Below are 22,310 nucleotides of genomic sequence, written 5' to 3'. Positions count from 1 at the left end.
CCACCGCAGCCGCGAATGTGACGCGGCCGAACAGCCCGACCACCGACACGACCTCGATCGTCACGGGACAGGGCCGCAAGCTCCGTCGTCGCAAGGGGCGGGTCGAGCCGATCTACTACCTGTTCCTGCTTCCGACCCTCGTGATCTTCACCCTGGCGATCACCGTGCCCGCGGTCATGGGCATCTTCTTCAGCTTCACCGACTCGATCGGCATCGGGGAGTGGAGCTTCAGCGGTCTCACGAACTACATCGCGATGTTCAGCGATCCCGCCATCCTGCAGAGCTACCTGTTCACGTTCGGCTTCTCGATCGCCACGGTGATCGTCGTCAACGTGATCGCGTTCCTGCTCGCGGTCGGGCTGACCTCCCGCATCCGCTTCAAGACGGGCCTGCGCACGATCTTCGTGATCCCGATGGTGATCTCGGGAATCATCATCGCCTACGTCTTCAACTTCCTCTTCTCGAACTCCATCCCCGCCGCGGGCGCCGCCACCGGCATCCCGTGGCTGTCGACCAGCCTCCTCGCCAATCCCGATCTCGCCTGGGTCGCCATCGTCATCGTGACCGCATGGCAGGCGGTGCCAGGCACGCTGCTGATCTACATCGCAGGTCTGCTCTCGGTGCCGAGCGAGGTCTACGAGGCGGCGAGCATCGACGGGGCGAACAAGAGGCAGCAGCTGTTCCGCATCACGCTGCCGCTCGTCGCCGGATACGTGGTGATCAACGTGATCCTCGGGTTCAAGGGCTTCCTCAACGCCTACGACATCATCGTCGGCCTCACCAACGGCGGTCCCGGCACCGCCACCCGCAGCGTCGCGATGACCATCATCGCGGGCTTCAACGGCGGCGACTACGCCTACCAGATGGCTAACGCGACGATCTTCTTCATCGTCGCCGTGCTCATCTCCCTGCTGCAGCTCTCGCTGACCCGCGGAAGGAACGCACTCTGATGTCGACGCAGACACTCACCACCATCCCCGCCTCGGGCAAGAAGCCGAGGGTCCGCATGGAGCGCGTCAACTGGTCGGGCACGATCATCCTGATCCTGTGTGCCGTCACGGTGCTGCTTCCGCTGTACGTGACGATGTCCATGGCGTTCAAGACCACGGGCCAGGCGGTCGACGGCAACGCCTTCTCGCTGCCGGCTCCGTTCAGCATCGACGGCTTCGTCGAGGCGTGGAACCTCACGAAGTTCCCCGTCGGAGCGGGCATCTCGCTGCTCGTCACGGCGGGCACCGTCATCGCGACCATCGTGCTGGCCGCGTTCGCGTCATATGCGATCGTCCGCAACTGGGACCACCGCCTGTTCCGCTACTCGTTCTTCTACCTGCTGGCCGCGATGTTCATCCCGTTCCCGGTCGTGGCGCTGCCGCAGATCCAGCTGACCGGCTGGGTCGGTCTCGACAACCCGTTCGGGGTCATCATCCTCGCGACGATGTTCCAGCTGAGCTTCAGCGTGCTGTTGTTCACCGCATTCCTGCGCTCGATCCCGATCGAGCTCGAGGAGAGCGCGCGTATCGACGGCGCCAGCACATGGCAGACGTTCTGGCAGCTGATCTTCCCGCTGCTCGCGCCGATGAGCGCCACGGTCGGCATCTTCGCCTTCCTCTACGCGTGGAACGACTTCATGATGCCGTCGCTGATCATCTCGGACCCGGCCATGCAGACCCTCCCGGTGCGGCAGAACCTCTTCCAGACCCAGTTCAGCAACAACTACAACGTGTCGTTCGCCTCATACCTGATGGCGATGGCCCCGGCGATCCTGGCGTACCTGTTCACGCAGCGCTTCGTCATGGAAGGCGTCACCCAGGGCGCCGTCAAGGGCTGACGCCATCGCCATCGCGCGGGCCGACGGGCGTCGGTCCGCGCGCATCCCAGACCGCAACACGAAGGAGCAAGACCCCTCATGACCGATGCGCTTCTCACCGAGACCCGCGACGACAAGACGGCAGCATGGTGGCGACAGGCCGCCGTCTACCAGATCTACCCCCGCAGCTTCGCCGATGCCAACGGAGACGGACTCGGCGACATCCCGGGCATCGTCTCGCGCGCCGACTATCTGCGCGACCTGGGCATCGACGCAGTGTGGCTGAGCCCGTTCTACCCGTCGGCGCTGGCCGACGGCGGATACGACGTGGCCGACTACCGCAACGTCGATCCGCGTCTGGGCACGCTCGAGGACTTCGACGAGATGGTCGCCGCGCTGCACGAGCGCGACATCCGCGTGGTCGTCGACATCGTGCCGAACCACTCGTCTGACCTGCACGAGTGGTTCCAGGAGGCGCTCGCCGCCGGCCGCGGTTCGGCCGCCCGTGAGCGGTACATCTTCCGCGAGGGCAGCGGTCCCGACGGCTCGGAGCCGCCGACCGACTGGACCGCCGCGTTCGGCGGATCTGCATGGGAGCGCGTGGCGGACGGGCAGTGGTTCCTGCACAGCTTCGCTCCCGAGCAGCCCGACCTCAACTGGGACCACCCCGAGGTGCGCGAGGACTTCCTGAAGACCCTGCGTTTCTGGTCGGACCGCGGAGTCGACGGCTTCCGCATCGACGTCGCCCACATGCTCACGAAGGACCTCACCGAACCGCTGCCGAGCACCGCCGAGCTCGAGCTGCTGCCGCACGACGGCAACCACCCGCTGCACGACCGTGACGATGTGCACGAGGTGTATGCCGAATGGCGTCGGGTCTTCAACGAGTACGACCCTCCTCGCACGGCTGTCGCCGAGGCCTGGGTGAGCACGCCCGAGCGTCGGGCGAAGTACGCCTCGGCTGACGGGCTGGGTCAGGCGTTCAACTTCGATCTGCTCGTCGCCGACTTCGACGCGACGCAGTTCCGCACCATCATCGCCGACAACCTGGCGCAGTCGCAGGCGACGGGCTCATCGACGACGTGGGTGCTGTCGAACCACGACGTCACGCGTCACGCGACGCGCTACGGGCTGCCGCAACTCGGGGGGCGCACCGGAGTGAAGCAGGGTGTCGAGTGGGTCTCCGCCGGGGGCCCGGAGGACCAGCTCGACCGCGAGCGCGGCCTGCGCAGGGCACACGCCGCGACATTGCTGCTGCTCGGCCTTCCCGGCAGCACCTATCTCTATCAGGGCGAGGAGCTGGGGCTGCACGAGGTCGCCGACGTCGCGCCCGAGCAGCGTCAGGACCCGGCGTTCTTCCGAGGGGCCGTCTTCGACGGCCTGGGAAGGGACGGATGCCGCGTGCCGCTGCCGTGGACGGCATCCGGTCCCTCGTTCGGATTCGGCTCCGGCGACGCGCACCTGCCGCAGCCCGCCTGGTTCGCCGAGTCCGCGGTCGATGTCGAGGCGGCCGACCCCTCGTCGACACTTGCGCTGTACCGCGAGGCGCTGCGCCTGCGCCATGAGCTGCAGACGGAGGAGAGTCTCGAGTGGATCGAGACCGGGCGCCCCGATGTGCTGCGCTTCGCTCGCCCGAACGGCTGGCAGATCGTGACCAACTTCGGCTCGGAGCCGTTCGACCTCGGCGCGGATGCCGCAGACGTCGTGCTCGGCTCGGTCGTCGACGGCGCTCTGCCCGGCGACTCGACCGTCTGGATCGCGCCCGGCCTCATCGGCTGACCAGGTTCCACTGAGTCGTTTGCAGGACGAGAGCACGGATGCAGGACGGGAACACGGTTTCTCGTCCTGCATCCGAGCTGCGGTCCTGCAGACGGCGCGGTGGCGAGCCGACCCGGCATCAAGGCGGCGAAGGGCCGATTTGATAATGGTTCTCATTAGCGTTTAGAGTGAGAGCATGAAGAAGCCGTTCGTCGCCCTCGCCCTCGCATCCGTCGCCGCGCTCTCGCTGGCCGGATGCTCCACCACTCCCGCGGCGGGAGAGGGTGCCGGCGACACCGTCACGGTCGCTGCGAGCACCAACGTCTACGGCTCGCTCGCCGCGCAGATCGGCGGCGACCGCGTCGACGTGACCTCGATCATCACCTCGGCCACGCAGGACCCGCACTCGTACGAGGCATCGGCCCGCGACCGGCTCACCGTGCAGAAGGCCGACCTCGTGATCGAGAACGGCGGCGGCTACGACGGCTTCATCGACACGCTGCTGCAGGATGCGCAGGACGTGCACGTGGTCAGCGCCGTCGAGTTCTCGCACGACTTCCCGGGCAACGAAGGTCACTCCGACGAGGAGGGCGCGACCGAGGAAGACCACGACCACGATCACGATCACGCCGAAGGTGAAGAGGGCCACGAGGGTCACAACCACATCGAGGGCTTCAACGAGCACGTCTGGTTCGACCCGCACACGATGATCCACGTCGTCGAGGCCATCGCCGAGGAGCTCGCCACCATCGATCCGGACGGCGAGGCGGAGTTCACCGCCAACGCCGAAGAGATCGTCGCCGACCTCGAGGGCTTCGAGGCCGACCTCGAGACGCTGAAGACGGATGCCGCCGGCGCCAACGTGATCATCACCGAGCCGCTGCCCGGCTACATCGCCACCGCCGCCGGACTCACCGACGTCACGCCCGAGGGGTTCGCCGAGGCCGTCGAGGAGGGCAGCGATGTCGCCCCCGCGACACTGCTCGACACCCTCAACGTCGTCGACGGCGGCGATGTGGCGGCCGTGCTCACGAACGCGCAGACCGGTGGAGCCGAGACGCAGCGCGTCGAGGATGCCGCGACCGCGGCGGGCATCCCTGTCGTCGCCTTCACGGAGCTGCTGCCCGAAGGATCGTCGTACTCTGAGTGGATGAGTGACGCGATCCAGAGCCTCGCCGACGCGCTGCAGTCGTGAGCGCCGCCGCCGACGCGCGGGCAGGAGCCGAGAAGTCGAACCCGGTGCTCGAAGTGCGGGGAGCCGCGCTGCAGCGCGGTGACCGCGAGCTGTGGTCGGGACTGGACCTCACGGTCGAGCCCGGCGAGTTCATCGCCGTGCTCGGTCCGTCGGGTTCGGGCAAGACCACGCTGCTGCGCAGCATCCTGGGCCTGCAGCCGCTGTCGGCCGGCGAGATCACGGTCGCGGGCGAACCCGTGCGCAAAGGAAATCCGCGCATCGGATACATCCCGCAGCAGCGCTCACTCGCCCCCGACACGAGCATGCGGGCCCGCGACCTCGTCGCACTCGGCGTGCAGGGCAGCCGCTTCGGATTCCCGATCCCGCACCGGGGCGACCGGGCCAAGGTCGATCAGCTGCTGACCTCGGTCGGAGCCGCGCACTATGCCGATCGCCGTGTCGGGCTGCTGTCGGGCGGTGAGCAGCAGCGGCTGCGCGTCGGCCAGGCGCTCGCCGACGAGCCGACCCTGCTGCTGTGCGACGAGCCGCTGTCGAACCTCGACCTCGCGAATCAGGTCGCCATCACCGACATCATCGACCGCCAGCGTCGCGATCGCCGCGCCGCCGTGCTGTTCGTGACCCACGACATCAACCCGATCCTCGGCCGCGTCGACCGCATCCTCTACATCGCGGGTGGCCGCTTCGTGCTCGGCACCCCCGAAGAGGTGCTGCAGACGCGGGTGCTCACCGAGCTCTACGGCACCCCGGTGTTCGTGCTGCGAGCGGGCGACCGGCTGGTCGTCGTCGGAGTGCCCGATGCCGAGCCCCACCATGAGCACGCGCACGATCACGACCACGGAGGTGCCGCATGAACGTCATCACCGGCATCGTCCCCGCGGTCGACTGGAGCGACGTCTTCTCGTTCCAGGACTACGGCGAGCTGGTCGCCCTGCTCGCGAACTCGATCATCGCGGGAGCGGTGCTCGGCATCGTCGGAGGACTCATCGGCGTCTTCGTGATGCAGCGCGACCTCGCGTTCGCGGTGCACGGAGTGAGCGAGCTGTCGTTCGCCGGGGCCGCCGCGGCGCTGCTGTTCGGCGGCAGCGTGGTCGTCGGGTCGCTCGGCGGCGCCCTGGTCGCGGCGATCCTGATCGGCATCCTCGGCGCCAAGGCCCGCGACCGCAATTCGATCGTCGGAGTGCTGATGCCGTTCGGGCTCGGCCTCGGCATCCTGTTCCTGTCTCTCTACGACGGGCGCAGCGCCAACCGGTTCAGTCTGCTCACCGGGCAGATCGTCTCGGTCTCGAGCCCCGACCTCGGCTGGCTGCTCGGCATCAGCATCGTGGTGCTGCTCGGCCTGCTGCTCATGTGGAACCCGCTGCGCTTCGACTCGCTCGACCCCGAGTCCGCGGCGGCCCGCGGTGTGCCCACGCGGGCCGTCAGCCTGCTGTTCATGGTGCTGCTCGGCCTGATCGTCGCGGTCAGCGTGCACATCATCGGCGCCCTGCTCGTGATGGCGCTGCTCGTGACTCCCGCGGCCGCCGCGATGCGCGTCTCGGCCGGACCCGTCGCCGTGCCGCTGCTCGCCGCACTGTTCGGCTTCGTGTCGGCCGTCGGCGGCATCCTGCTGGCTCTCGCGGGCACTCTGCCGGTCAGCCCCTACATCACGACCCTGTCGTTCACGATCTACGTCGTGTGCTGGATCATCCAGCGCGCCCGCGGCGGTGTGCGACGAGTGCGGGCCTGACGTTCCCAGGGCCCGGCAAGGGCGGCGCGCCTAGAATCGTGGGTATGGCTCAGCGGAACACCTGGCAGCGCGATCGCGTGCGCGAAGCCCTCGCCGATGCGCGAGGGTTCGTCAGCGCGCAGAACCTGCATGCCTCGCTGCGCGACGACAACACCGGCATCGGCCTCGCCACGGTGTATCGCGCGCTGGCCGGGCTCGCCGCTGCGGGCGACGCCGACTCGCTGCAGAGCCCCGAGGGTGAGGCGCTCTACCGCGCCTGCACGACACAGGGTCACCACCACCACCTGATCTGCCGCAACTGCGGACTCACGGTCGAGATCGAAGCGACCGACGTCGAGCAGTGGGCGCACCGCACCGCGGCTCTGCACGGCTTCACGGATGCCGCACACGTCGTCGACATCTTCGGACTGTGCGCCTCCTGCACCAACAAGCGCGACGCCGAAGAGGCAGCGAACGCGTGACCACCCAGGCCGCTCCACGGACGGTGCACGCGCACCGACCCTCCCGATCGCCGCGCTCGCCGTGGATCGGAGTCGGCCTCGGCGCCGCGATCGTGGCCGCGCTCTTCCTGGTCGACCGGTTCCTGCCGACGCTCTTCACCGCGAGCCTGCCGAGCAGGGCGCAGGACGGGCTGACGCTCGCGCTGAGCGTGCTCATCGAGGCTCTGCCGTTCGTGATCCTCGGCGTGCTGCTGTCGATCGTCGTGCAGGTGTGGCTGCCGGCCGATGTGATCCACCGCTGGCTGCCGAAGCGCGCATGGGCGCGCCGTGCCGTGCTGTCGCTGCTCGGCATGCTGATCCCGGTGTGCGAGTGCGGCAACGTGCCGTTCGCGCGCGGACTGATGATGCGGGGTCTCGCCCCCGCCGAGGCGCTCACCTTCCTGATCGCCGCCCCGATCGTCAACCCGATCGTCATCCTCACCACGCATGCGGCCTTCGGCTTCGACGACGGCATCCTGGTGGCGCGTCTCATCGGCGGCTACCTGCTCGCCAACCTGATCGGCTGGATCTACAGCCGGCACCCCTCGCCCGACTCCCTGCTCACGGAGCGCTTCATCGACACCTGCGACCGCGTCACGCACGAGCACGGCACCCCTGTTCGCCGCAGCCTCACGCAGTTCCTCGTCGAGCTGCGCGCGGTCATGCCGGCCCTCGTGATCGGCTCGGCGCTCGCCGGGGCCGTGCAGGTGCTGATCCCGCGCGAGGTGCTGCTGGCCATCGGCTCGAACCCGGTGCTGTCGATCCTCGCGATGATGGCGCTCGCGATGACCGTCGCTATCTGCTCGAACGTCGACGCGTTCTTCGCACTCTCGTTCGCCTCGACCTTCTCGTCGGGCGCTCTCGTCGCGTTCCTGCTCGTCGGCCCCCTCGTCGACGTCAAGATGCTCGCGCTCATGCGCACGACATTCACCACCCGCACGCTCGCCGGCATCGTCGGCGTGGTGGTGTTCGCCGCCTTCGCGATCGGGATCGGGGTGAACGTCCTTGTCTGATCACACACCCACCTCTGACGCGCCTTCGCACGCCCGGGCGCTCGGCACCCGCTGGCTGGGCATCGGCCTCGCCACGGTCATCTCGGTCGTCACTCTCGGACTCGGCCTGACCGGACGACTGAACCTCTACATCAGCCCCGAATCGGTGTGGTTCGCGTGCGCCGCGGCCGTCGTGACGCTCGCGGGCGCGATCTGGTCGTGCACGCTGCCGCTCGGCGAAGAGGGCGACCACGGTCACGACCATGGCGACAGCCACGAGGCGGATGCGGCGCCGACGCCGCGCCGTTCCCTCGCCCTGGCCGGCACGGTGACCGGCGGTGTCGTGGCCAGTGGTGTCGTGATCGCCGCGCTCGTGCTGCCTCCCGCATCGCTGTCGGTCGAACTCGCGATGTCGAGGGTCGGTGAGCAGACCGCCCTGTTCGCCGGGGCCGACGACGTGACCCTCGGCGTGGCCGACACCGCCACCTTCGGGGTCGGCGACTGGGCGAGCGTGTTCGCCACGGCGACCAACACCGCGGCCTACGACGGCAAGACGGTCACACTGACCGGGTTCGTCACCCCGACGGATGCCGACGGCGTCAACCTCACCCGCCTGGTCATCACACACTGCGTGATCGACGCGCAGCCGGCGACCCTGCCCGTGACGATCGACGCCGGAGAGTTCGACACCGGCCAGTGGGTCGAGGTCGAAGGCACGGTCAAGGCGGATGCCGACGGCTCGCTGCACGTCGAACCGACGACCGTCACCGCGATCGACGAGCCTTCGGATCCGTATGAGTACTGACGACGACCGCCGCGACGAGCCGGCGGTGCCGCGCACCCGGGCCGAGCTGCGTGCCGCGCGCGAGGCCGAGGCGGCAGCTGCCTCCCGTTCGTTGAGCGAGGACGGAGCCGAGCCCTCTCCCCGTTCGTCGAGCGAGGACGGCGGAGCCGAGCCCTCTCCCCGTTCGTTGAGCGAGGACGGCGGAGCCGACCGAGACGAAACGCCTCCCCAGTCGACACCGCGTTTCGTCTCGCCTGCGGCTCGCTCAACGACCAGTGAAGAAGCCGTCTCTCCCCGTTCGTCGAGCGAGGACGGCGGAGCCGACCGAGACGAGACGCCTCCTGCGACAGGGCCGCGTGCCGTCTCACCCGTGGCCCGCTCGACGGGCGATGAGCGGCCGACGCGCTCGACCTTCGTCCCGCCGGATGCCGAGTCGACGACCACGCTCGCGGCGCACTCCTCGACCGACTATGCGCCCCCCGCGCCGGAGAAGCCCAAGGCGGAGAAGAAGCCGAAGCCCGCGAAGGCGCCCAAGCCCGCGAAGGCGCCGAAGCCCGCGAAGCAGCCGAAGCCCGCGAAGCAGCCGAAGGCGCCCGCGCCTGAGAAGTCCGCCACCTCGAGCGACCGCCGATTCCTGCTGGCGCTCGGCGCCGTGATGGGCATCCTCGTGCTCGTGGGCGCCGGACTCGGCGTCGTCAGCCTCACGCAGGGTCCGCGCATCACCGACGTGCAGGTGAATCCGACCGAGGCGATCGAGACCTCGGGAAGCCGTGTCATCCTCACCGCCAACCAGTCTCTGGCCGCGATCGACGAGTCGCAGGTCACGGTCGAACCCGCGCTGCCGTTCACCCTCGACGCCGCAGGTCGTGGCATCGGCATCCGCTTCACCGTGCCGCTCGATGACGACACCGAGTACACCGTGAAGGTCGCCGATGCCGTGGGCGCCGGAGGCGGCCCCAGCGCGACGCTCTCGACGAGCTTCTCGACTCCGGCGTCGAACATCTTCCTGCTGCGTCGAGATGCCGACGGCGACGACCAGATCTTCCGCACCGACCTGACGGGCGAGAAGGCGCAGCCCGTCTTCGCCGCCGACAGGATCAACGACTTCCGCGCGACCTCCTCGCAGCTCGTCGTCTCGGTCGAGGAGGATGAAGGCTCGAAGCTGCTCGTGATGGACCGTGACGGCCAGAACCCGCGCGAGCTCGAGCTCCCCGGCGTCGGGTACGTGGGCGCGATCCAGGTCTCTGACCGCGGGGGCCTGGTCGGCTACAGCTACTCCGACAAGGAGCTCAGCGACACCGAGGGGCGCGCCAGCGTGCTCGTCACGCAGTCGCTGAGCGGCGACGGCGAACCGGTGGTGACCGAGGTCGGCGACAAGGAGGCGAACATCTTCGTCTGGCAGTTCGTGCCCGACAGCGCCGCCGTGCTCTTCATCGACTTCGACGGTGCGCTCTCGCTGGTCGATCGCACGACCGACGCGGGGGTCCAGTCCCTCGGACTCGCGACGACCATTCAGGGCATCTCGCGCGGCACCTATACGGCGATCGTCGAGCGACTCGACGGTTCGGTGGTCGAGCTGAACCTCACCGACGGCTCGGAGGTGCCGCTCGAGGCGTCGACTCCCGACTACGGCTCCGCGATCACGATCACGCCCTTCCCCGGCGGCACGCTGCGCCACGTCGTCTCGCGCGATGAGAACGGGCTGCCCATCGGGCAAGCGGTCATCCGGGTCGACGAGGAGGGAGCCGCGACGCCTCTCGTCGAGGTGGACTCGACCGACTCGATCCTGCAGGCCTGCGCCTCACCCAGCGGCCAGTACGCCGCGGTCGTGATCGCGCCCGATCTGGCAGACAACCCCTACGACCAGATGCTGCTGCCGCTGCCCGAGAACCTCGAGACGCACCTGCTCGACCTGCGCACGGGCGACGAGATCGTGGCGCTCACCGGCTTCGACGCCTCGTGGTGCCAGACGGCGCCGCAGTTCTGACCGCATGTCGACGGATGCCCTGCACCGAGCGACCCGCATCGAGCTGAGCGGGCTGCCGGTCGAGGTCGCACCACTGCTGCTCGGCGCAGAGCTGCGCACGGTCGTGGCGGGCTCCGAGGTGCGACTCCGGCTCACCGAGGTCGAGGCGTATCACGGCCAGGGCACCGGGCCGGAGGCCGATCCGGGCTCTCACGCCCGCATGGGCCGCACCGCACGCAACGCGACGATGTGGGGCGAGCCGGGGCATCTGTACGTCTACCTGAGCCACGGCATCCACTCGTGCGTGAACGTCGTCTCGGGGCTCGAGGGCCAAGCCGGCGGAATCCTGCTGCGCGCGGGCGAGGTCGTGCACGGAGCGGATGCCGCGGCCGTGCGCCGCCGCGCGACGACCCCGCTGACGGCGACGGCGCTGCGTGACCTCGCCAAGGGGCCGGGCCGATTCGGCCAGGCGGTGGGGCTGCGGCATCCGATCCACGACGGGATCGACGCGATCACCGGCGAGGAGTTCGAGGGTGCTCGCGCCGAGCTGTGGCTGCGCGACGAACCGATCACCGACGTGGCGACCGGCCCGCGAGTGGGCGTGGCCGGCGTGGCCGGCACCGCGGCGTTCCCCTGGCGCTTCTGGATCGCGGGCGACCCGACGGTCTCGACGTTCCGGTGGGGGAGAGGCGCTCAGGCCGAGTCTCTCGGCCCCGCCTGAGGCCAGCGCTCAGGCCGAGTCTCTCCAGACGACGGGCGTCGGCAGCATGATGCCCTCCCGCGGGCGCTGATCGTCGCGCAGCTGCGCGAGGACGGATGCCGCGGCCGCGGCCCCCAGCCCTTCGGCGGGCTGATCGACGGTCGAGAGCAGCGGGGTGGTGCGCGTCGCCCAGCTGCTGTTGTCGAAGCCCACGACGCCCACGTCGTCTGGCACCCGGCGTCCGGCTTCGCGAAGCGCCCACATCGCACCCGCGGCGACGGCATCCGACGCGGCGAAGACCCCGTCGATGTCCGGAGCCCGCTCGAGCAGTCGCGTCATCGCCGCGGCTCCGTCGGCGTAGGAGTACAGCGGCACCTCTTCGACGAGGTCGGGGTCGAAGTCGTCGCCGAGCGCGTCGGTGAAGCCCGCGAGGCGGTCGGTGCCCGAATCGCGGTCGAGGGCGGCCGCGATCATGCCGACCCGTGCGCGCCCCGTCGCCAGGAGGCGTGAGGTGACGGCCTGCGCGGCGCCGCGGTTGTCGACGCCGACCCACGCCGCGTCGACATCGGGTGGGTGGCCGACATAGGTCACGGGCAGGTCGAGTCGCATGACGGCCTTGGTGATCGGGTCCTGTGCTCGCGCCGAGACGATGACGGCTCCGTCGACGAATCCGCCGTTGAGGTAGCGGGCGACGCGCTCGGTGTCGCGCACCGAGTCCACGACCAGGCACACCATCTGGTAGTCCGCCTCGGACAGCGTCTCGTTCGTGCCGAGCATGATCGCGCCGATGTTCGGGTCCTCGAGGAACAGTGCGTGCGGCTCGTGCACGATGAACGCGATGGCCTGCGTGCGCTGGCGCACGAGGTTCTGTGCGGCGGTGTTCGGCACGTAGCCGACCTCGCGGATCGCGTCTTCGATCGCGGTGCGTGCGGAGTCCGACACATACCCGCCGTTGATGACGCGGCTGACGGTTCCCCTCGAGACCCCGGCCACGCGCGCCACGTCGTGCACGGTGCTGCGACGACGGGCGGAAGTGCTCATGATCGACAGCCTAGCGACCCGGACTTGACGGGATTCACCACGACATGCGACGATGTGTGCACGTTCACAGAAATCCCGATCGCTGCTCTCATGCCGCGAGCTGTGCACGTGCACACATGAACCGCAAAGGAGCGTCACCGATGGCCGCCGCTGTGTCCGACCGCATCGCCACCCTCTCCGCAGGGCGCGGCCTCGTCTTCGGATGCGACTACAACCCCGAGCAGTGGGACCGCAGCGTCTGGCCCGACGACGTGCGGCTCATGCGGCAGGCCGGCATCGGACTCGTGGCGATCAACATCTTCGGCTGGTCGTCGATCAACCCCGCCCCGGGGGTCTGGGACTTCAGCGCACTCGACGAGATCATCGAGCTGCTGCACGCGGCGGGGATCCGCATCAATCTCGGCACCGGCACCGCGTCTCCTGCTCCCTGGCTCACCGCCCGCCACCCCGAGATCCTCCCGGTCGGCGAAGACGGCACGGTCTTCCACCCGGGCGGCCGCCAGGGCTACTGCCCGAGTTCGCCGCTCTTCCGCGCCTACGCCGCCGAGGTCGTCACCCGCGTGGTCGAGCGCTACGGGAACCACCCCGCCGTGGCGCTCTGGCATGTGTCGAACGAACTGGGCTGTCACAACGCGCTCTGCTACTGCGACACGAGCGCCGAGGCGTTCCGCGGTTGGCTGCGCGACCGCTACGACGACATCGACGCGCTCAACCGCGCCTGGGGCACGACGTTCTGGAGCCAGCGCTACAGCGACTTCGACGACGTGCGCGTGCCGGCGCAGGCCCTGTCGCTGCGCAACCCCGGCCAGATCCTCGACTTCCAGCGGTTCAGCTCCGACGAGCAGCTCGCGCTCTACCGCACCGAGGCCGAGATCCTGCGCGAGCACAGCGAGGTGCCGGTCACGACCAACTTCATGGTCACCGCGCACATCCGCAACCTCGACTACTGGTCGTGGGCGGGCGAGATGGACCTGATCGCCAACGACCACTATCTCGACCGCCGCCTCGACGACGCGCGGGGCGAGCTCTCGTTCGCCGCCGACCTGACCCGCGGGCTCGCCCAGGGTGCGCCCTGGCTGCTGATGGAGACCTCGACCGGCGCTGTGAACTGGCAGCCCTACAACCTCGCCAAGGCCCCGGGTGAGCTGCAGCGCAACATCGCCGCGCACGTGGCACGCGGCGCCGACGGCATCTGCTTCTTCCAGTGGCGGGCCTCGACGCAGGGCGCCGAGAAGTACCACACGGCCCTCGTGCCCCACGCGGGCGAGGACTCGGACCAGTGGCGCGAGGTCGTCGAGCTCGGCGGTCTGCTCGACCGCCTCGGCGACGTCGCCGGCACACGAGTCGCAGCCGATGCGGCCCTGTTCTTCTCGTGGGAGAGCTGGTGGGCGACCGAGAACGAGGGCCGCCCGAGCGAGGGGCTCGCATACCTCGGGCAGGTGCACGCCGCGCACGCGGCACTGGCGGATGCCGGTGTCACCACCGACGTCGTCCGTCCGGGCGCAGACCTCGACGGGTACCGCCTGCTGGTCGTTCCCGCGCTGCACCTCATCAGCGACGCGGATGCCGCGGCGATCGCCCGCGCGGTCGAGAACGGCGCCACGGCTCTCATCACGTTCTTCAGCGGCATCGTCGACGAGGAGGACCGGGTGCGCACCGGCGGCTACCCCGGCGCGTTCCGCGAGCTGCTCGGCATCCGCTCGGAGGAGTTCGCACCGCTCCGCCCCGACGAGTCCGTCACCCTCAGCGATGGCACCACCGCCACGGTCTGGAGCGAGCGGCTCAAGACGACGGATGCCGAGGTCGTCGCGTCGTTCGTCGACGGCCCTGCCGCCGGCGGCCCTGCGATCACACGCCGCGCGGCAGGCGAGGGCGAGGCCTGGTTCCTCGGAACCCAGCCCGCTCGCGACGACTACCGCCGACTGATCGCGCGGCTCGCGGCATCCGCCGGCATCGCCCCGACGCCCGGCGCCGGACCCGACGTCGAGGTCGTGCGCCGCACCGGCGACGCCGGGTCGTTCCTGTTCGTCATCAACCACGGATCGACGGATGTCGAGATCGCGACCTCGGGCCACGACCTCGTCACCGACGCCGCCGCCACCGGGCTCGTGCCGGCGGGGGCCGTCCGCATCATCAAGGAGGATGTATGACCACCACGCTCACCGCTCCGGCGGTCGCCTCAGCGCCCCGGGCGCCGGGCCGCCGCCGACGGATTCCGCACAAGGGCGCGATCGCGTTCCTCATCGTGCCCTTCGGCGTGCTGTTCGCGCTGTTCTACGTCGTGCCGATCGCCTACGCCTTCTGGCAGTCGCTGCTCGTCGTCGAGCGCGACGGCACCTTCGGCAAGGCCGAGCAGGTGTTCGGCGGCTTCGCCCAGTACGTGCTCGTCTTCCAGAACGAGGCGTTCTGGAGCTCGATGGGGCGGATGCTGACGTTCGGCGTCGTGCAGGTGCCGGTCATGCTCGGCCTCGCCCTGCTGTTCGCGCTGCTGCTCGACTCGCCGCTCGTGCGGGGCAAGCGCTTCTTCCGTCTCGCGTTCTTCGTGCCCTACGCGGTGCCCGGCGTCATCGCCGCGATCATGTGGGGCTCGCTGTTCTCGCCCAACCTGTCGCCGTTCACCGCGATCACCAAGAACATCGACTTCCTCGGTGCCGACCTCGTGCTGTGGTCGATCGCGAACGTCGTCACCTGGGTCTACGTCGGCTACAACATGCTGATCATCTACTCGGCGCTGCTGTCGATCCCGCAGGAGCTCTATGAGGCGGCCACCCTCGACGGCGCAGGCCAGTGGCGCATCGCCTGGTCGATCAAGATCCCGCTGGTGCGCCCGGCGATCGTCATGACCGCGATCTTCTCGATCATCGGCACGCTGCAGCTGCTCGCCGAGCCCCAGGTCTTCCGCTCGTTCAGCTCGGCGGTGACCAGCACCTTCACCCCGAACATGACCGTGTACGCCACGGCATCCATCCCGAACACCAACCTGGCGGCCGCCTTCTCGGTCGTGCTCGCCGTGACGACGTTCGTGCTGTCGTTCGGGTTCATGAAGTACATGCAGCGCAAGGAGCAGAACGCATGAGCACCATGTCGATCGTCGCCCCTGGCCGGGGCACCCGCGGCAAGGCCCTGCGCGGAAAGGCCGCTCGCGAGTCCGGCATCTCGCGCACCGGCGCCATGCTGATCATGGCCGTGTTCACGGTCTACTTCCTGCTGCCGCTGTGGTGGCTGCTCGTCGCGTCGAGCAAAGAGACCGGCGACATCCTGACCACCGCCCCGCTGTGGTTCGCCGACTTCCACCTGTTCGACAACATCGCGGAGCTGTTCGCCTACCGCGACGGCGTCTACCTGCGGTGGCTGATGAACTCGGTGCTCTACGCGGCACTCGGTGGCGCCATCGCGACCCTGCTCGCCGCCATGGCCGGCTACGCCCTGGCGAAGTACCGGTTCCCGGGCCGCGACCTGATGTTCGACATCGTGCTCGGCGGGGTGCTCGTGCCCGCCACCGCGCTCGCGCTGCCCCTGTTCCTGATCTTCAGCCAGGCGCAGCTGACCAACACGTTCTGGTCGGTCTTCCTGCCGTCGATCGTGAGTCCGTTCGGGGTCTACCTGGCACGGATCTTCGCGGCCTCGTCGGTGCCGGACGAGCTGCTCGAAGCGAGTCGACTCGACGGCGCGGGGGAGATCCGCACGTTCTTCACCGTCAGCATCCGGCTGATGACCCCCGCTCTGGTGACGATGTTCCTGTTCCAGTTCGTGGCCATCTGGAACAACTTCTTCCTGCCGATGATCATGCTGCGATCCGAAGACCTCTTCCCGGTGGTCTTCGGTCTCTACAACTGGAACAACCAGCTGAATCAGCTGCCAGAACTCCGTGGTCTCGTGCTGATCGGCGCTCTGCTGTCGGTCGTCCCGCTGATCGTCACCTTCCTCTTGCTCCAGCGCTTCTGGCGCAACGGACTGGGCGCCGGCGCCCTGAAGTGAGCAGGCAGCCGCCCGGACCGACCGGGCGGCGCACCACCCGCACCACCCGCACCACACACCCGCACCACCCCATCGCATCCACGAAAGGATCGAAATGCAGCATTCGAAGATGAAGGCAGCCGCTGTCATCGCCATCTCGGCGTTCGCGCTCGCCGGTTGCTCGGCATCCGGCGGAGACAGCTCAGGCACCGGCGGCGACGCCGCCTCGTGCACCCCGGCCGACGGCGACGTCACGCTCGAGTTCACCTCCTGGATCCCCGGCATCGAAGATGTCGTGAAGATCTGGAACGACGCCAACCCCGAGATCCAGGTCGACGTGCAGACCGGCCCCAACGGCAACGGCGGCACGTACCAGAACTTCTTCAACCAGATCAAGGCGGGCGACGCTCCTGACCTCGGGCAGATCGAGTACGACGCCCTGCCGAACTTCCTCGTGCAGGACGGTCTCGAAGACCTCAGCGCCTGCGAAGACGTCGTCGCCTCCGAAGACCAGTTCGTCGACTGGGCCTGGGGTCAGGTGACTCTCGGCACCGAGGGCGTCTACGGCGTGCCGCAGGACACCGGCCCCATGGGGCTGTTCTACCGCGCCGACCTGTTCGAGCAGAACGGCATCGAGATCCCCACCACGTGGGACGAGTATCGCGAGGCCGCGGTCAAGATCCGCGAACTGGGCGGCTACATCACCAACTTCTCGCAGTCCGACATCAACCAGTTCGCCGGCTTCGCCTGGCAGGACGGCGCGCAGTGGTTCTCGAGCGACGACGAGGGCTGGACGGTCTCGCTCGCAGACGACGCCACCACCACGGTCGCCGACTACTGGCAGAGCATGCTCGACGACGACCTGGTCGCGACGGTTCCCGCGTGGACCGACGAGTGGAACAACGCCTACAACTCCGGTCAGGTCTGGACCTGGAACTCCGCCGTCTGGGGCGCCAACTCGATCTCGAGCGGCGCACCCGACACCGCGGGCAACTGGGCCGTCGCACCGCTCCCGCAGTGGGAGGAGGGCGGATCATCCGCCGGCAACTGGGGTGGATCCTCGACCGCCGTGCTCAAGGGCAGCGAGCACCTCTACGAGGCGACGAAGTTCGCGCTGTGGCTGAACACGTCCGATGAGGCGCTGACCGCGCTCGCCGAAGCGGCCAACCTCTACCCGGCCACCACCGCAGGACTCGACCTTCCGGTCTACGCCGAGGGCGTCGAGTTCTACGGCGGCCAGAAGATCTATGACGTCTTCGCCGACGCCGCCACCCAGGTCTCGCCCGACTTCGCGTGGGGCCCGACCATGACCCAGACCTACTCGGACGTGTCCGACGGGTTCAAGGCCGCGGTCTCGGGCAGCGGAACGCTGCTCGACGCGATCGAGAAGGGTCAGACGGCGACCGTCGACGCGCTCAAGGCCGCGTCGATCCCCGTCAAGGAGTAACACCCTCCGGAGGCCCGCCCGTATGCTCACGGGCGGGCCTCCTGTTTCGTCTGCGACCCGTCTGGAGCGGCAATGAGCGCACTCGTCCACCTGACCTCCGGCGGCGTCAGCGTCGTCATCGACACGACCACTGCGCGCCTGCTGCACTGGGGCGCGGCGCTCGATCCCACCGACCTCGAGGCGCTCGCCGGGTCGTCGACCGGCGCGGTGACGTTCAGCTCGTTCGACGCCCCCCGGGTCTTCCCGCTGCTCGCCGTCGAGGCCGACGGGTGGTCGGGCGCACCGGCACTCGCGTGGCATCGCGGCGGACTGCACAGCGCGCCGCTGCTGCGGTGTGTCGGGTGGGAGTCGACGGCGACGTCGGTGCGGGCAGAGTTCTCGGATGCCGGGGCCGGGGTCACGGTCGTGCTCGACCTCGCGTTGGATGCCGGGGGCGTGCTGACCGGCCAGGTGTCGGTCACGAGCACCGCCGACGGCGTCGAGCCGCTGGATCTGCTCGCGGCCCGCATCCTGCTCCCTGTTCCGGTGCACGCGACCGAGGTGCTCGACCACACGGGGCGCTGGACCGGCGAGCGGCGCCCGCAGCGAGGCGAGCTGCGTCACGGGGCGCACCTGCGACAGGTTCGTCGAGGCCGCGGCGGACACGACGCTCCCTACCTGACCGCGGTCGGCACCGACGGGTTCGGCTTCCGACGTGGCGAGCTGTGGACCGCGCACGTCGCATGGAGCGGCGACCTCGAAGTCGGTGTCGAGAGGCTGCCCGAGGGCGCAGGTGTGCACGGGGCTGTGCTCGGCGGAGGTGAGCTGCTGCTGCCGGGCGAGATCCGGCTGGGGGCGGGGGAGACCTACGTGTCGCCGCAGGTGTTCCTCACCTATGGCGAGAGCGGACTCGACTCGGTGTCTGCCCGACTGCACCAGGCGGTGCGTTCGTTCGCCGCGCACCCGACCACGCCGCGCCCCCTCGTGCTGAACACCTGGGAGGCCGTGTACTTCGACCACGACCCGGCGAAGATCGTCGAGCTCGCGGAGGCCGCGGCATCCGTCGGGGTGGAGCGGTTCGTGCTCGATGACGGCTGGTTCCGCGGGCGCCCCGACGACCGCTCGGGGCTCGGCGACTGGTTCATCGACGACGCGAAATGGCCCGACGGACTGCGCCCCCTCGCCGATCACGTGCACGGGCTCGGGATGCAGTTCGGCCTCTGGTTCGAGCCCGAGATGGTGAATCCGGTGTCGGACCTCGCCGAACGGCATCCGGACTGGGTGCTTCAGGCGTCACCCGACTCCTCGACCTGGCGGCACCAGAAGGTGCTCGACCTCTCGAACCCGGATGCCGCCGCCTACCTCTTCGAGCGCATCGACGTTCTGGTCGCCGAGGTCGGCATCGACTTCATCAAGTGGGATCACAACCGCGACCTGCATGCCGCGGTGTCGCCGCGTACCGACCGCGCGTCGGTGCACGCGCAGACCACCGCGTTCTACGCCCTGCTCGATGCGCTGCGCGAACGGCATCCGTCGTTGGAGATCGAGTCGTGCGCGAGCGGTGGCGCCCGCGTCGACCTCGGCGTGCTGCAGCGCACGCAGCGCGTGTGGGCGTCGGACTCGAACGACCCGATCGAACGGCAGCGGATCCAGCGCTGGACCGGCACGCTCGTGCCGCCCGAGCTCGTCGGCTCGCACGTGGGTCCGCCGATCGCCGAGACGACGCACCGCGCGGCATCCCTGCCGTTCCGAATGACGACCGCGCTGTTCGGGCACGCCGGCATCGAGTGGGACATCACCCGGTGCACGTCGGAGGAGCGCGAGATGCTGTCGCGGTGGACCGCCCTCTATCGCGAGCTGCGGCCGCTGCTGCACTCGGGCGTCACGGTGCGCAGCGACGAGGTCGACGACGAGACGCTGCTGCACGGCGTCGTCGCCGGTGACGGCTCGCGGGGCGTGTTCGCGTGGGTGCGTCTGGGCGCCTCGGTCGACGGGTTCACGCCGCGCACTCGGATCCCGGGGCTTCAGGCGGGGGAGCGGTACCGGCTGCGGGTGCGCGAGGAGCTCGGATCGGTGTCGCGCCATCAGGTCTCGGACCCCGCGTGGCTGGGGGCCGGCATCGAGGCGTCGGGTTCGCTGTTCGGATCGGTGGGGGTGCCGCTGCCGCTGCTCGCTCCGGGGGCGGCGCTGCTGCTCGAGGCCGTGCGAGTGTGACGCAACGGACCGTGCTAAACTGACTCTTTGTCTGCGCACACTCCTGTGCGTAGTTCGCGTGCTTCCCCTTCTTCTGCCGAGAGATCGGCGCTGCGGGGTGGCGCGCAGACAAGGGATCTTGGGTGAGGCCGTCCGGCCTCACGGTATAGAAGGAGTCACATCATGGCAGCAGTGTGCCAGGTGACAGGAGCTGTTCCCGGCTTCGGTCACAACGTCTCGCACTCGCACCGCCGGACGAAGCGCCGCTTCGACCCGAACGTGCAGAAGAAGACCTATTTCGTCGCGTCGCTCGGTCGTAAGATCACGCTCAACGTGTCCGCCAAGGGCATCAAGGTGATCGATGTCCGCGGCATCGAGAACGTGGTCAAGGACCTCCAGGCGAAGGGTGTGAAGCTCTAATGGCCAAGAAGGCTCAGGACGTACGTCCGATCATCAAGCTGCGTTCGACGGCAGGTACGGGCTACACGTACGTGACCAAGAAGAACCGCCGCAACACCCCCGACCGCCTCGTGCTCAAGAAGTACGACCCGGTCATCCGTCAGCACGTCGAATTCCGAGAGGAGCGTTGATCAATGGCTAAGAAGAGCAAGATCGCTCGCAACGAGCAGCGCAAGGTCATCGTCGAGCGTTACGCAGAGCGTCGCGCCGAGCTGAAGAAGACCCTCGTCGACCCGAACGCCACCGACGAGGCCCGCGAGGCCGCACGCGTCGGCCTGCAGAAGCTGCCGCGCAACGCGTCGCCGGCTCGCGTGCGTTCGCGCGACGTCATCGACGGCCGCCCCCGCGGTGTCCTCACGAAGTTCGGCGTCTCGCGCGTCCGCTTCCGTGACATGGCACACCGTGGCGAGCTGCCCGGTGTCACCAAGTCGAGCTGGTAAGTCTCAGCAGACAAGCCTGAAGGGGCGAGGATCTTCGGATCCTCGCCCCTTTCGCGTGCCCGGGGCTTCGCCCCGGCATCCGCTCCGCCGCGGCATCCGCTCTTCCGCGGCATCCGCGCTTGCGCCCGCGGCATCCGCCCTGCTGCGGCATCCGCTCCGCCCCGACATCCGCCCTTCCGCGGCATCCGCCCTTCCGCGGCATCCGCCCTTGCGCCCCCCACATCGCCTCACTCGGTTCGGTCTCCTCTGCGCCTCGGGAGGAGATCTGCGCTTGGGGAGGAGTTTTCTCGAGCATTCCTCCTCCCGAGGCGCAGTTCTCCTCCCGACGGATGTTCACGTGTGGGGGCGTGGGGGCGTGGGGGGTGAGGGGGGTGTGTGGGCCGTGTGGGCCGTGGGCCGCCGAGAGGAGCCGTCGAATAATCGGGCGTCACGAGGCACGGGGCAGGTGCCGAGGGCGGCGTGACCTCTTCTGCACGGATGGGGGTCTGAGGCGGCGGGGCACGAATCGTGGATGCCGTGTCGATCGCGGATGCGAGCATGAGTGATCCTCGACGGGTGAACCCCAGACAGGCGCTGATGCAGCGCGACGGCGTGGCCCGCACCGAGACACTGAGGCGGCTCGGGGTCAGCAGGCACGTGCTCCGATCGTCGGTCCAGAGGGGTGACGTCATCGCTGTTCGCCGAGGGTGGGTCGCGCTGCCGGATGCCGACCCGATGCTTCTCGCGGCTGCCCGCCGCGGGGTGTTCCTGACTTGCGTCACGCTCGCGTCGCGGAAAGGGGTGTGGGTGCTCGGCGACTCACAGCCGCACGTCGCTGCGCCGGCGCGATCGGGCCATGTGAAGGTGTCCCGCGGCACGGTGCATTGGAACGAACCGGTGTTCCCGCGGGATCCGGACTCGCGCGAGGACTCCCTCGAGAACGCGCTGATCCTGATCGCGGGGTGCCAGCCGTATGAGAGTGCGCTCGCGACCTGGGAGTCGGCCATGCGACAGAATCTCATCGCCCCCGGCATCCTCGAGCGGGCTCCGCTTCCGCCCACTGCTCGACGTCTGCTCGCGGATGCGCGGCAGTTCGCCGATTCCGGTACCGAGAGCATCTTTCAGGTGCGGCTGAGATGGCTGGGGATCCCCGTCGTGCCGCAGGTCTGGATACTCGGCCATCGGGTCGACTTCGTCATCGGTGAGCGACTGGTCATTCAGATCGACGGCGGCCATCATGTCGGTGAGCAGCGGACGAGCGACATCGCCCACGACGCTCTTCTGAAGCTGCACGGCTATCACGTGATCCGCATCGGCTACGACCAGCTGATGGGCCGATGGGCGCAGGTGCAACAGGTGATCTTGACCGCGATCGGGCAGCGACTGCACGTCGCGGAGTGAATGATCC

At 69.0% G+C, this 22,310-nt stretch carries 21 protein-coding genes; 20 read left to right on the top strand and 1 reads right to left on the bottom strand.

Going from position 1 to position 22,310, the window contains the following annotated elements; translation table 11 throughout:
* The first annotated feature begins 56 nt into the window (after positions 1–56).
* From MRBLMI13_RS07525 to MRBLMI13_RS07475, 11 genes are all read left to right on the top strand, one after another.
* Positions 57–950 carry a carbohydrate ABC transporter permease gene (locus MRBLMI13_RS07525; protein WP_156145907.1) on the top strand — a complete coding sequence of 298 codons (894 nt, stop codon included), beginning with the start codon at positions 57–59 and terminating at the stop codon, positions 948–950.
* Positions 950–1,828, top strand: coding sequence for a carbohydrate ABC transporter permease (locus MRBLMI13_RS07520; protein ID WP_042540511.1), 879 nt, complete (start codon positions 950–952; stop codon positions 1,826–1,828). Before MRBLMI13_RS07525 ends, MRBLMI13_RS07520 begins: the two co-directional genes overlap by 1 nt.
* Positions 1,829–1,906: 78 nt before the next feature.
* Complete coding sequence (locus tag MRBLMI13_RS07515) at positions 1,907–3,586, top strand: glycoside hydrolase family 13 protein (RefSeq protein ID WP_367821554.1); 1,680 nt, start codon at positions 1,907–1,909, stop codon at positions 3,584–3,586.
* 175 nt (positions 3,587–3,761) lie between these two features.
* Positions 3,762–4,760: a metal ABC transporter solute-binding protein, Zn/Mn family gene (locus MRBLMI13_RS07510; RefSeq protein ID WP_367821552.1), complete on the top strand. Its 999-nt coding sequence runs from the start codon at positions 3,762–3,764 to the stop codon at positions 4,758–4,760.
* The gene (locus MRBLMI13_RS07505) at positions 4,757–5,611 is read left to right on the top strand and encodes a metal ABC transporter ATP-binding protein (RefSeq protein ID WP_042540515.1); all 855 of its coding nucleotides are present in this window, start codon (positions 4,757–4,759) and stop codon (positions 5,609–5,611) included. Before MRBLMI13_RS07510 ends, MRBLMI13_RS07505 begins: the two co-directional genes overlap by 4 nt.
* On the top strand, positions 5,608–6,486 hold the full coding sequence (locus MRBLMI13_RS07500) for a metal ABC transporter permease (protein WP_197066007.1): 879 nt from the start codon (positions 5,608–5,610) through the stop codon (positions 6,484–6,486). Before MRBLMI13_RS07505 ends, MRBLMI13_RS07500 begins: the two co-directional genes overlap by 4 nt.
* 44 nt (positions 6,487–6,530) lie before the next feature.
* Complete coding sequence (locus MRBLMI13_RS07495; RefSeq protein WP_042540517.1) at positions 6,531–6,947, top strand: Fur family transcriptional regulator; 417 nt, start codon at positions 6,531–6,533, stop codon at positions 6,945–6,947.
* A 23-nt stretch (positions 6,948–6,970) separates the two neighbouring features.
* Positions 6,971–7,978, top strand: a complete 1,008-nt coding sequence (locus tag MRBLMI13_RS07490) for a permease (protein WP_367823079.1) — start codon at positions 6,971–6,973, stop codon at positions 7,976–7,978.
* The gene (locus tag MRBLMI13_RS07485; RefSeq protein WP_367821549.1) at positions 7,971–8,762 is read left to right on the top strand and encodes a TIGR03943 family putative permease subunit; all 792 of its coding nucleotides are present in this window, start codon (positions 7,971–7,973) and stop codon (positions 8,760–8,762) included. Before MRBLMI13_RS07490 ends, MRBLMI13_RS07485 begins: the two co-directional genes overlap by 8 nt.
* The gene (locus tag MRBLMI13_RS07480) at positions 8,752–10,728 is read left to right on the top strand and encodes an Ig-like domain-containing protein (RefSeq protein ID WP_367821547.1); all 1,977 of its coding nucleotides are present in this window, start codon (positions 8,752–8,754) and stop codon (positions 10,726–10,728) included. Before MRBLMI13_RS07485 ends, MRBLMI13_RS07480 begins: the two co-directional genes overlap by 11 nt.
* Positions 10,729–10,732: 4 nt before the next feature.
* Positions 10,733–11,428, top strand: coding sequence for a DNA-3-methyladenine glycosylase (locus MRBLMI13_RS07475; RefSeq protein ID WP_367821545.1), 696 nt, complete (start codon positions 10,733–10,735; stop codon positions 11,426–11,428).
* A gap of 9 nt (positions 11,429–11,437) precedes the next feature.
* Here MRBLMI13_RS07475 and MRBLMI13_RS07470 read toward each other — a convergent pair whose 3' ends face one another.
* Entirely contained in the window at positions 11,438–12,448 is a 1,011-nt protein-coding gene (locus MRBLMI13_RS07470; RefSeq protein WP_367821543.1) for a LacI family DNA-binding transcriptional regulator, read from the bottom strand.
* Between the two features lie 140 nt (positions 12,449–12,588).
* Here MRBLMI13_RS07470 and MRBLMI13_RS07465 point away from each other — a divergent pair, with 140 nt between their 5' ends.
* From MRBLMI13_RS07465 to MRBLMI13_RS07425, 9 genes are all read left to right on the top strand, one after another.
* A complete protein-coding gene (locus MRBLMI13_RS07465) occupies positions 12,589–14,598 on the top strand; it encodes a beta-galactosidase (RefSeq protein WP_367821541.1) in 2,010 nt (669 codons plus the stop codon).
* Positions 14,595–15,524: a carbohydrate ABC transporter permease gene (locus MRBLMI13_RS07460; protein ID WP_367821539.1), complete on the top strand. Its 930-nt coding sequence runs from the start codon at positions 14,595–14,597 to the stop codon at positions 15,522–15,524. The genes MRBLMI13_RS07465 and MRBLMI13_RS07460 overlap by 4 nt, the downstream gene beginning before the upstream one ends.
* A gap of 5 nt (positions 15,525–15,529) precedes the next feature.
* Complete coding sequence (locus MRBLMI13_RS07455) at positions 15,530–16,426, top strand: carbohydrate ABC transporter permease (protein WP_367823077.1); 897 nt, start codon at positions 15,530–15,532, stop codon at positions 16,424–16,426.
* A 94-nt stretch (positions 16,427–16,520) separates the two neighbouring features.
* Positions 16,521–17,852: an ABC transporter substrate-binding protein gene (locus tag MRBLMI13_RS07450; protein WP_042540529.1), complete on the top strand. Its 1,332-nt coding sequence runs from the start codon at positions 16,521–16,523 to the stop codon at positions 17,850–17,852.
* A gap of 72 nt (positions 17,853–17,924) precedes the next feature.
* On the top strand, positions 17,925–20,045 hold the full coding sequence (locus MRBLMI13_RS07445; RefSeq protein WP_367821537.1) for an alpha-galactosidase: 2,121 nt from the start codon (positions 17,925–17,927) through the stop codon (positions 20,043–20,045).
* Positions 20,046–20,207: 162 nt separating this feature from the next.
* Entirely contained in the window at positions 20,208–20,444 is a 237-nt protein-coding gene (rpmB, locus tag MRBLMI13_RS07440) for a 50S ribosomal protein L28 (protein WP_042540533.1), read from the top strand.
* A complete protein-coding gene (gene rpmG / locus MRBLMI13_RS07435; protein WP_017203558.1) occupies positions 20,444–20,614 on the top strand; it encodes a 50S ribosomal protein L33 in 171 nt (56 codons plus the stop codon). The genes rpmB and rpmG overlap by 1 nt, the downstream gene beginning before the upstream one ends.
* A gap of 3 nt (positions 20,615–20,617) precedes the next feature.
* Positions 20,618–20,923, top strand: coding sequence for a 30S ribosomal protein S14 (rpsN, locus tag MRBLMI13_RS07430; RefSeq protein ID WP_042540535.1), 306 nt, complete (start codon positions 20,618–20,620; stop codon positions 20,921–20,923).
* A gap of 537 nt (positions 20,924–21,460) precedes the next feature.
* Positions 21,461–22,303 (top strand): endonuclease domain-containing protein, encoded by an 843-nt coding sequence (locus tag MRBLMI13_RS07425; protein ID WP_367821533.1) that lies wholly within the window; start codon positions 21,461–21,463, stop codon positions 22,301–22,303.
* Positions 22,304–22,310: the final 7 nt, after the last annotated feature.

Source organism: Microbacterium sp. LMI13-1-1.1, assembly GCF_040815625.1.
Taxonomy (GTDB): Bacteria; Actinomycetota; Actinomycetes; order Actinomycetales; family Microbacteriaceae; genus Microbacterium; species Microbacterium forte.
The sequence above is the reverse complement of the archived record's forward strand: the minus strand, read 5'-3'. Positions and strand labels throughout refer to the sequence as shown.

What these genes read in the sequence shown, in the direction of transcription:
- MRBLMI13_RS07520 (WP_042540511.1), top strand. Translation starts at nt 950, where the DNA reads ATGTCGACGCAGACACTCACCACCATCCCCGCCTCGGGCAAGAAGCCG.
- MRBLMI13_RS07515 (WP_367821554.1), top strand. Translation starts at nt 1,907, where the DNA reads ATGACCGATGCGCTTCTCACCGAGACCCGCGACGACAAGACGGCAGCA.
- MRBLMI13_RS07510 (WP_367821552.1), top strand. Translation starts at nt 3,762, where the DNA reads ATGAAGAAGCCGTTCGTCGCCCTCGCCCTCGCATCCGTCGCCGCGCTC.
- MRBLMI13_RS07500 (WP_197066007.1), top strand. Translation starts at nt 5,608, where the DNA reads ATGAACGTCATCACCGGCATCGTCCCCGCGGTCGACTGGAGCGACGTC.
- MRBLMI13_RS07495 (WP_042540517.1), top strand. Translation starts at nt 6,531, where the DNA reads ATGGCTCAGCGGAACACCTGGCAGCGCGATCGCGTGCGCGAAGCCCTC.
- MRBLMI13_RS07480 (WP_367821547.1), top strand. Translation starts at nt 8,752, where the DNA reads ATGAGTACTGACGACGACCGCCGCGACGAGCCGGCGGTGCCGCGCACC.
- MRBLMI13_RS07475 (WP_367821545.1), top strand. Translation starts at nt 10,733, where the DNA reads ATGTCGACGGATGCCCTGCACCGAGCGACCCGCATCGAGCTGAGCGGG.
- MRBLMI13_RS07470 (WP_367821543.1), bottom strand. Translation starts at nt 12,448, where the DNA reads ATGAGCACTTCCGCCCGTCGTCGCAGCACCGTGCACGACGTGGCGCGC.
- MRBLMI13_RS07465 (WP_367821541.1), top strand. Translation starts at nt 12,589, where the DNA reads ATGGCCGCCGCTGTGTCCGACCGCATCGCCACCCTCTCCGCAGGGCGC.
- MRBLMI13_RS07460 (WP_367821539.1), top strand. Translation starts at nt 14,595, where the DNA reads ATGACCACCACGCTCACCGCTCCGGCGGTCGCCTCAGCGCCCCGGGCG.
- MRBLMI13_RS07455 (WP_367823077.1), top strand. Translation starts at nt 15,530, where the DNA reads ATGTCGATCGTCGCCCCTGGCCGGGGCACCCGCGGCAAGGCCCTGCGC.
- MRBLMI13_RS07450 (WP_042540529.1), top strand. Translation starts at nt 16,521, where the DNA reads ATGCAGCATTCGAAGATGAAGGCAGCCGCTGTCATCGCCATCTCGGCG.
- MRBLMI13_RS07445 (WP_367821537.1), top strand. Translation starts at nt 17,925, where the DNA reads ATGAGCGCACTCGTCCACCTGACCTCCGGCGGCGTCAGCGTCGTCATC.
- rpmB (WP_042540533.1), top strand. Translation starts at nt 20,208, where the DNA reads ATGGCAGCAGTGTGCCAGGTGACAGGAGCTGTTCCCGGCTTCGGTCAC.
- rpmG (WP_017203558.1), top strand. Translation starts at nt 20,444, where the DNA reads ATGGCCAAGAAGGCTCAGGACGTACGTCCGATCATCAAGCTGCGTTCG.
- rpsN (WP_042540535.1), top strand. Translation starts at nt 20,618, where the DNA reads ATGGCTAAGAAGAGCAAGATCGCTCGCAACGAGCAGCGCAAGGTCATC.
- MRBLMI13_RS07425 (WP_367821533.1), top strand. Translation starts at nt 21,461, where the DNA reads ATGAGTGATCCTCGACGGGTGAACCCCAGACAGGCGCTGATGCAGCGC.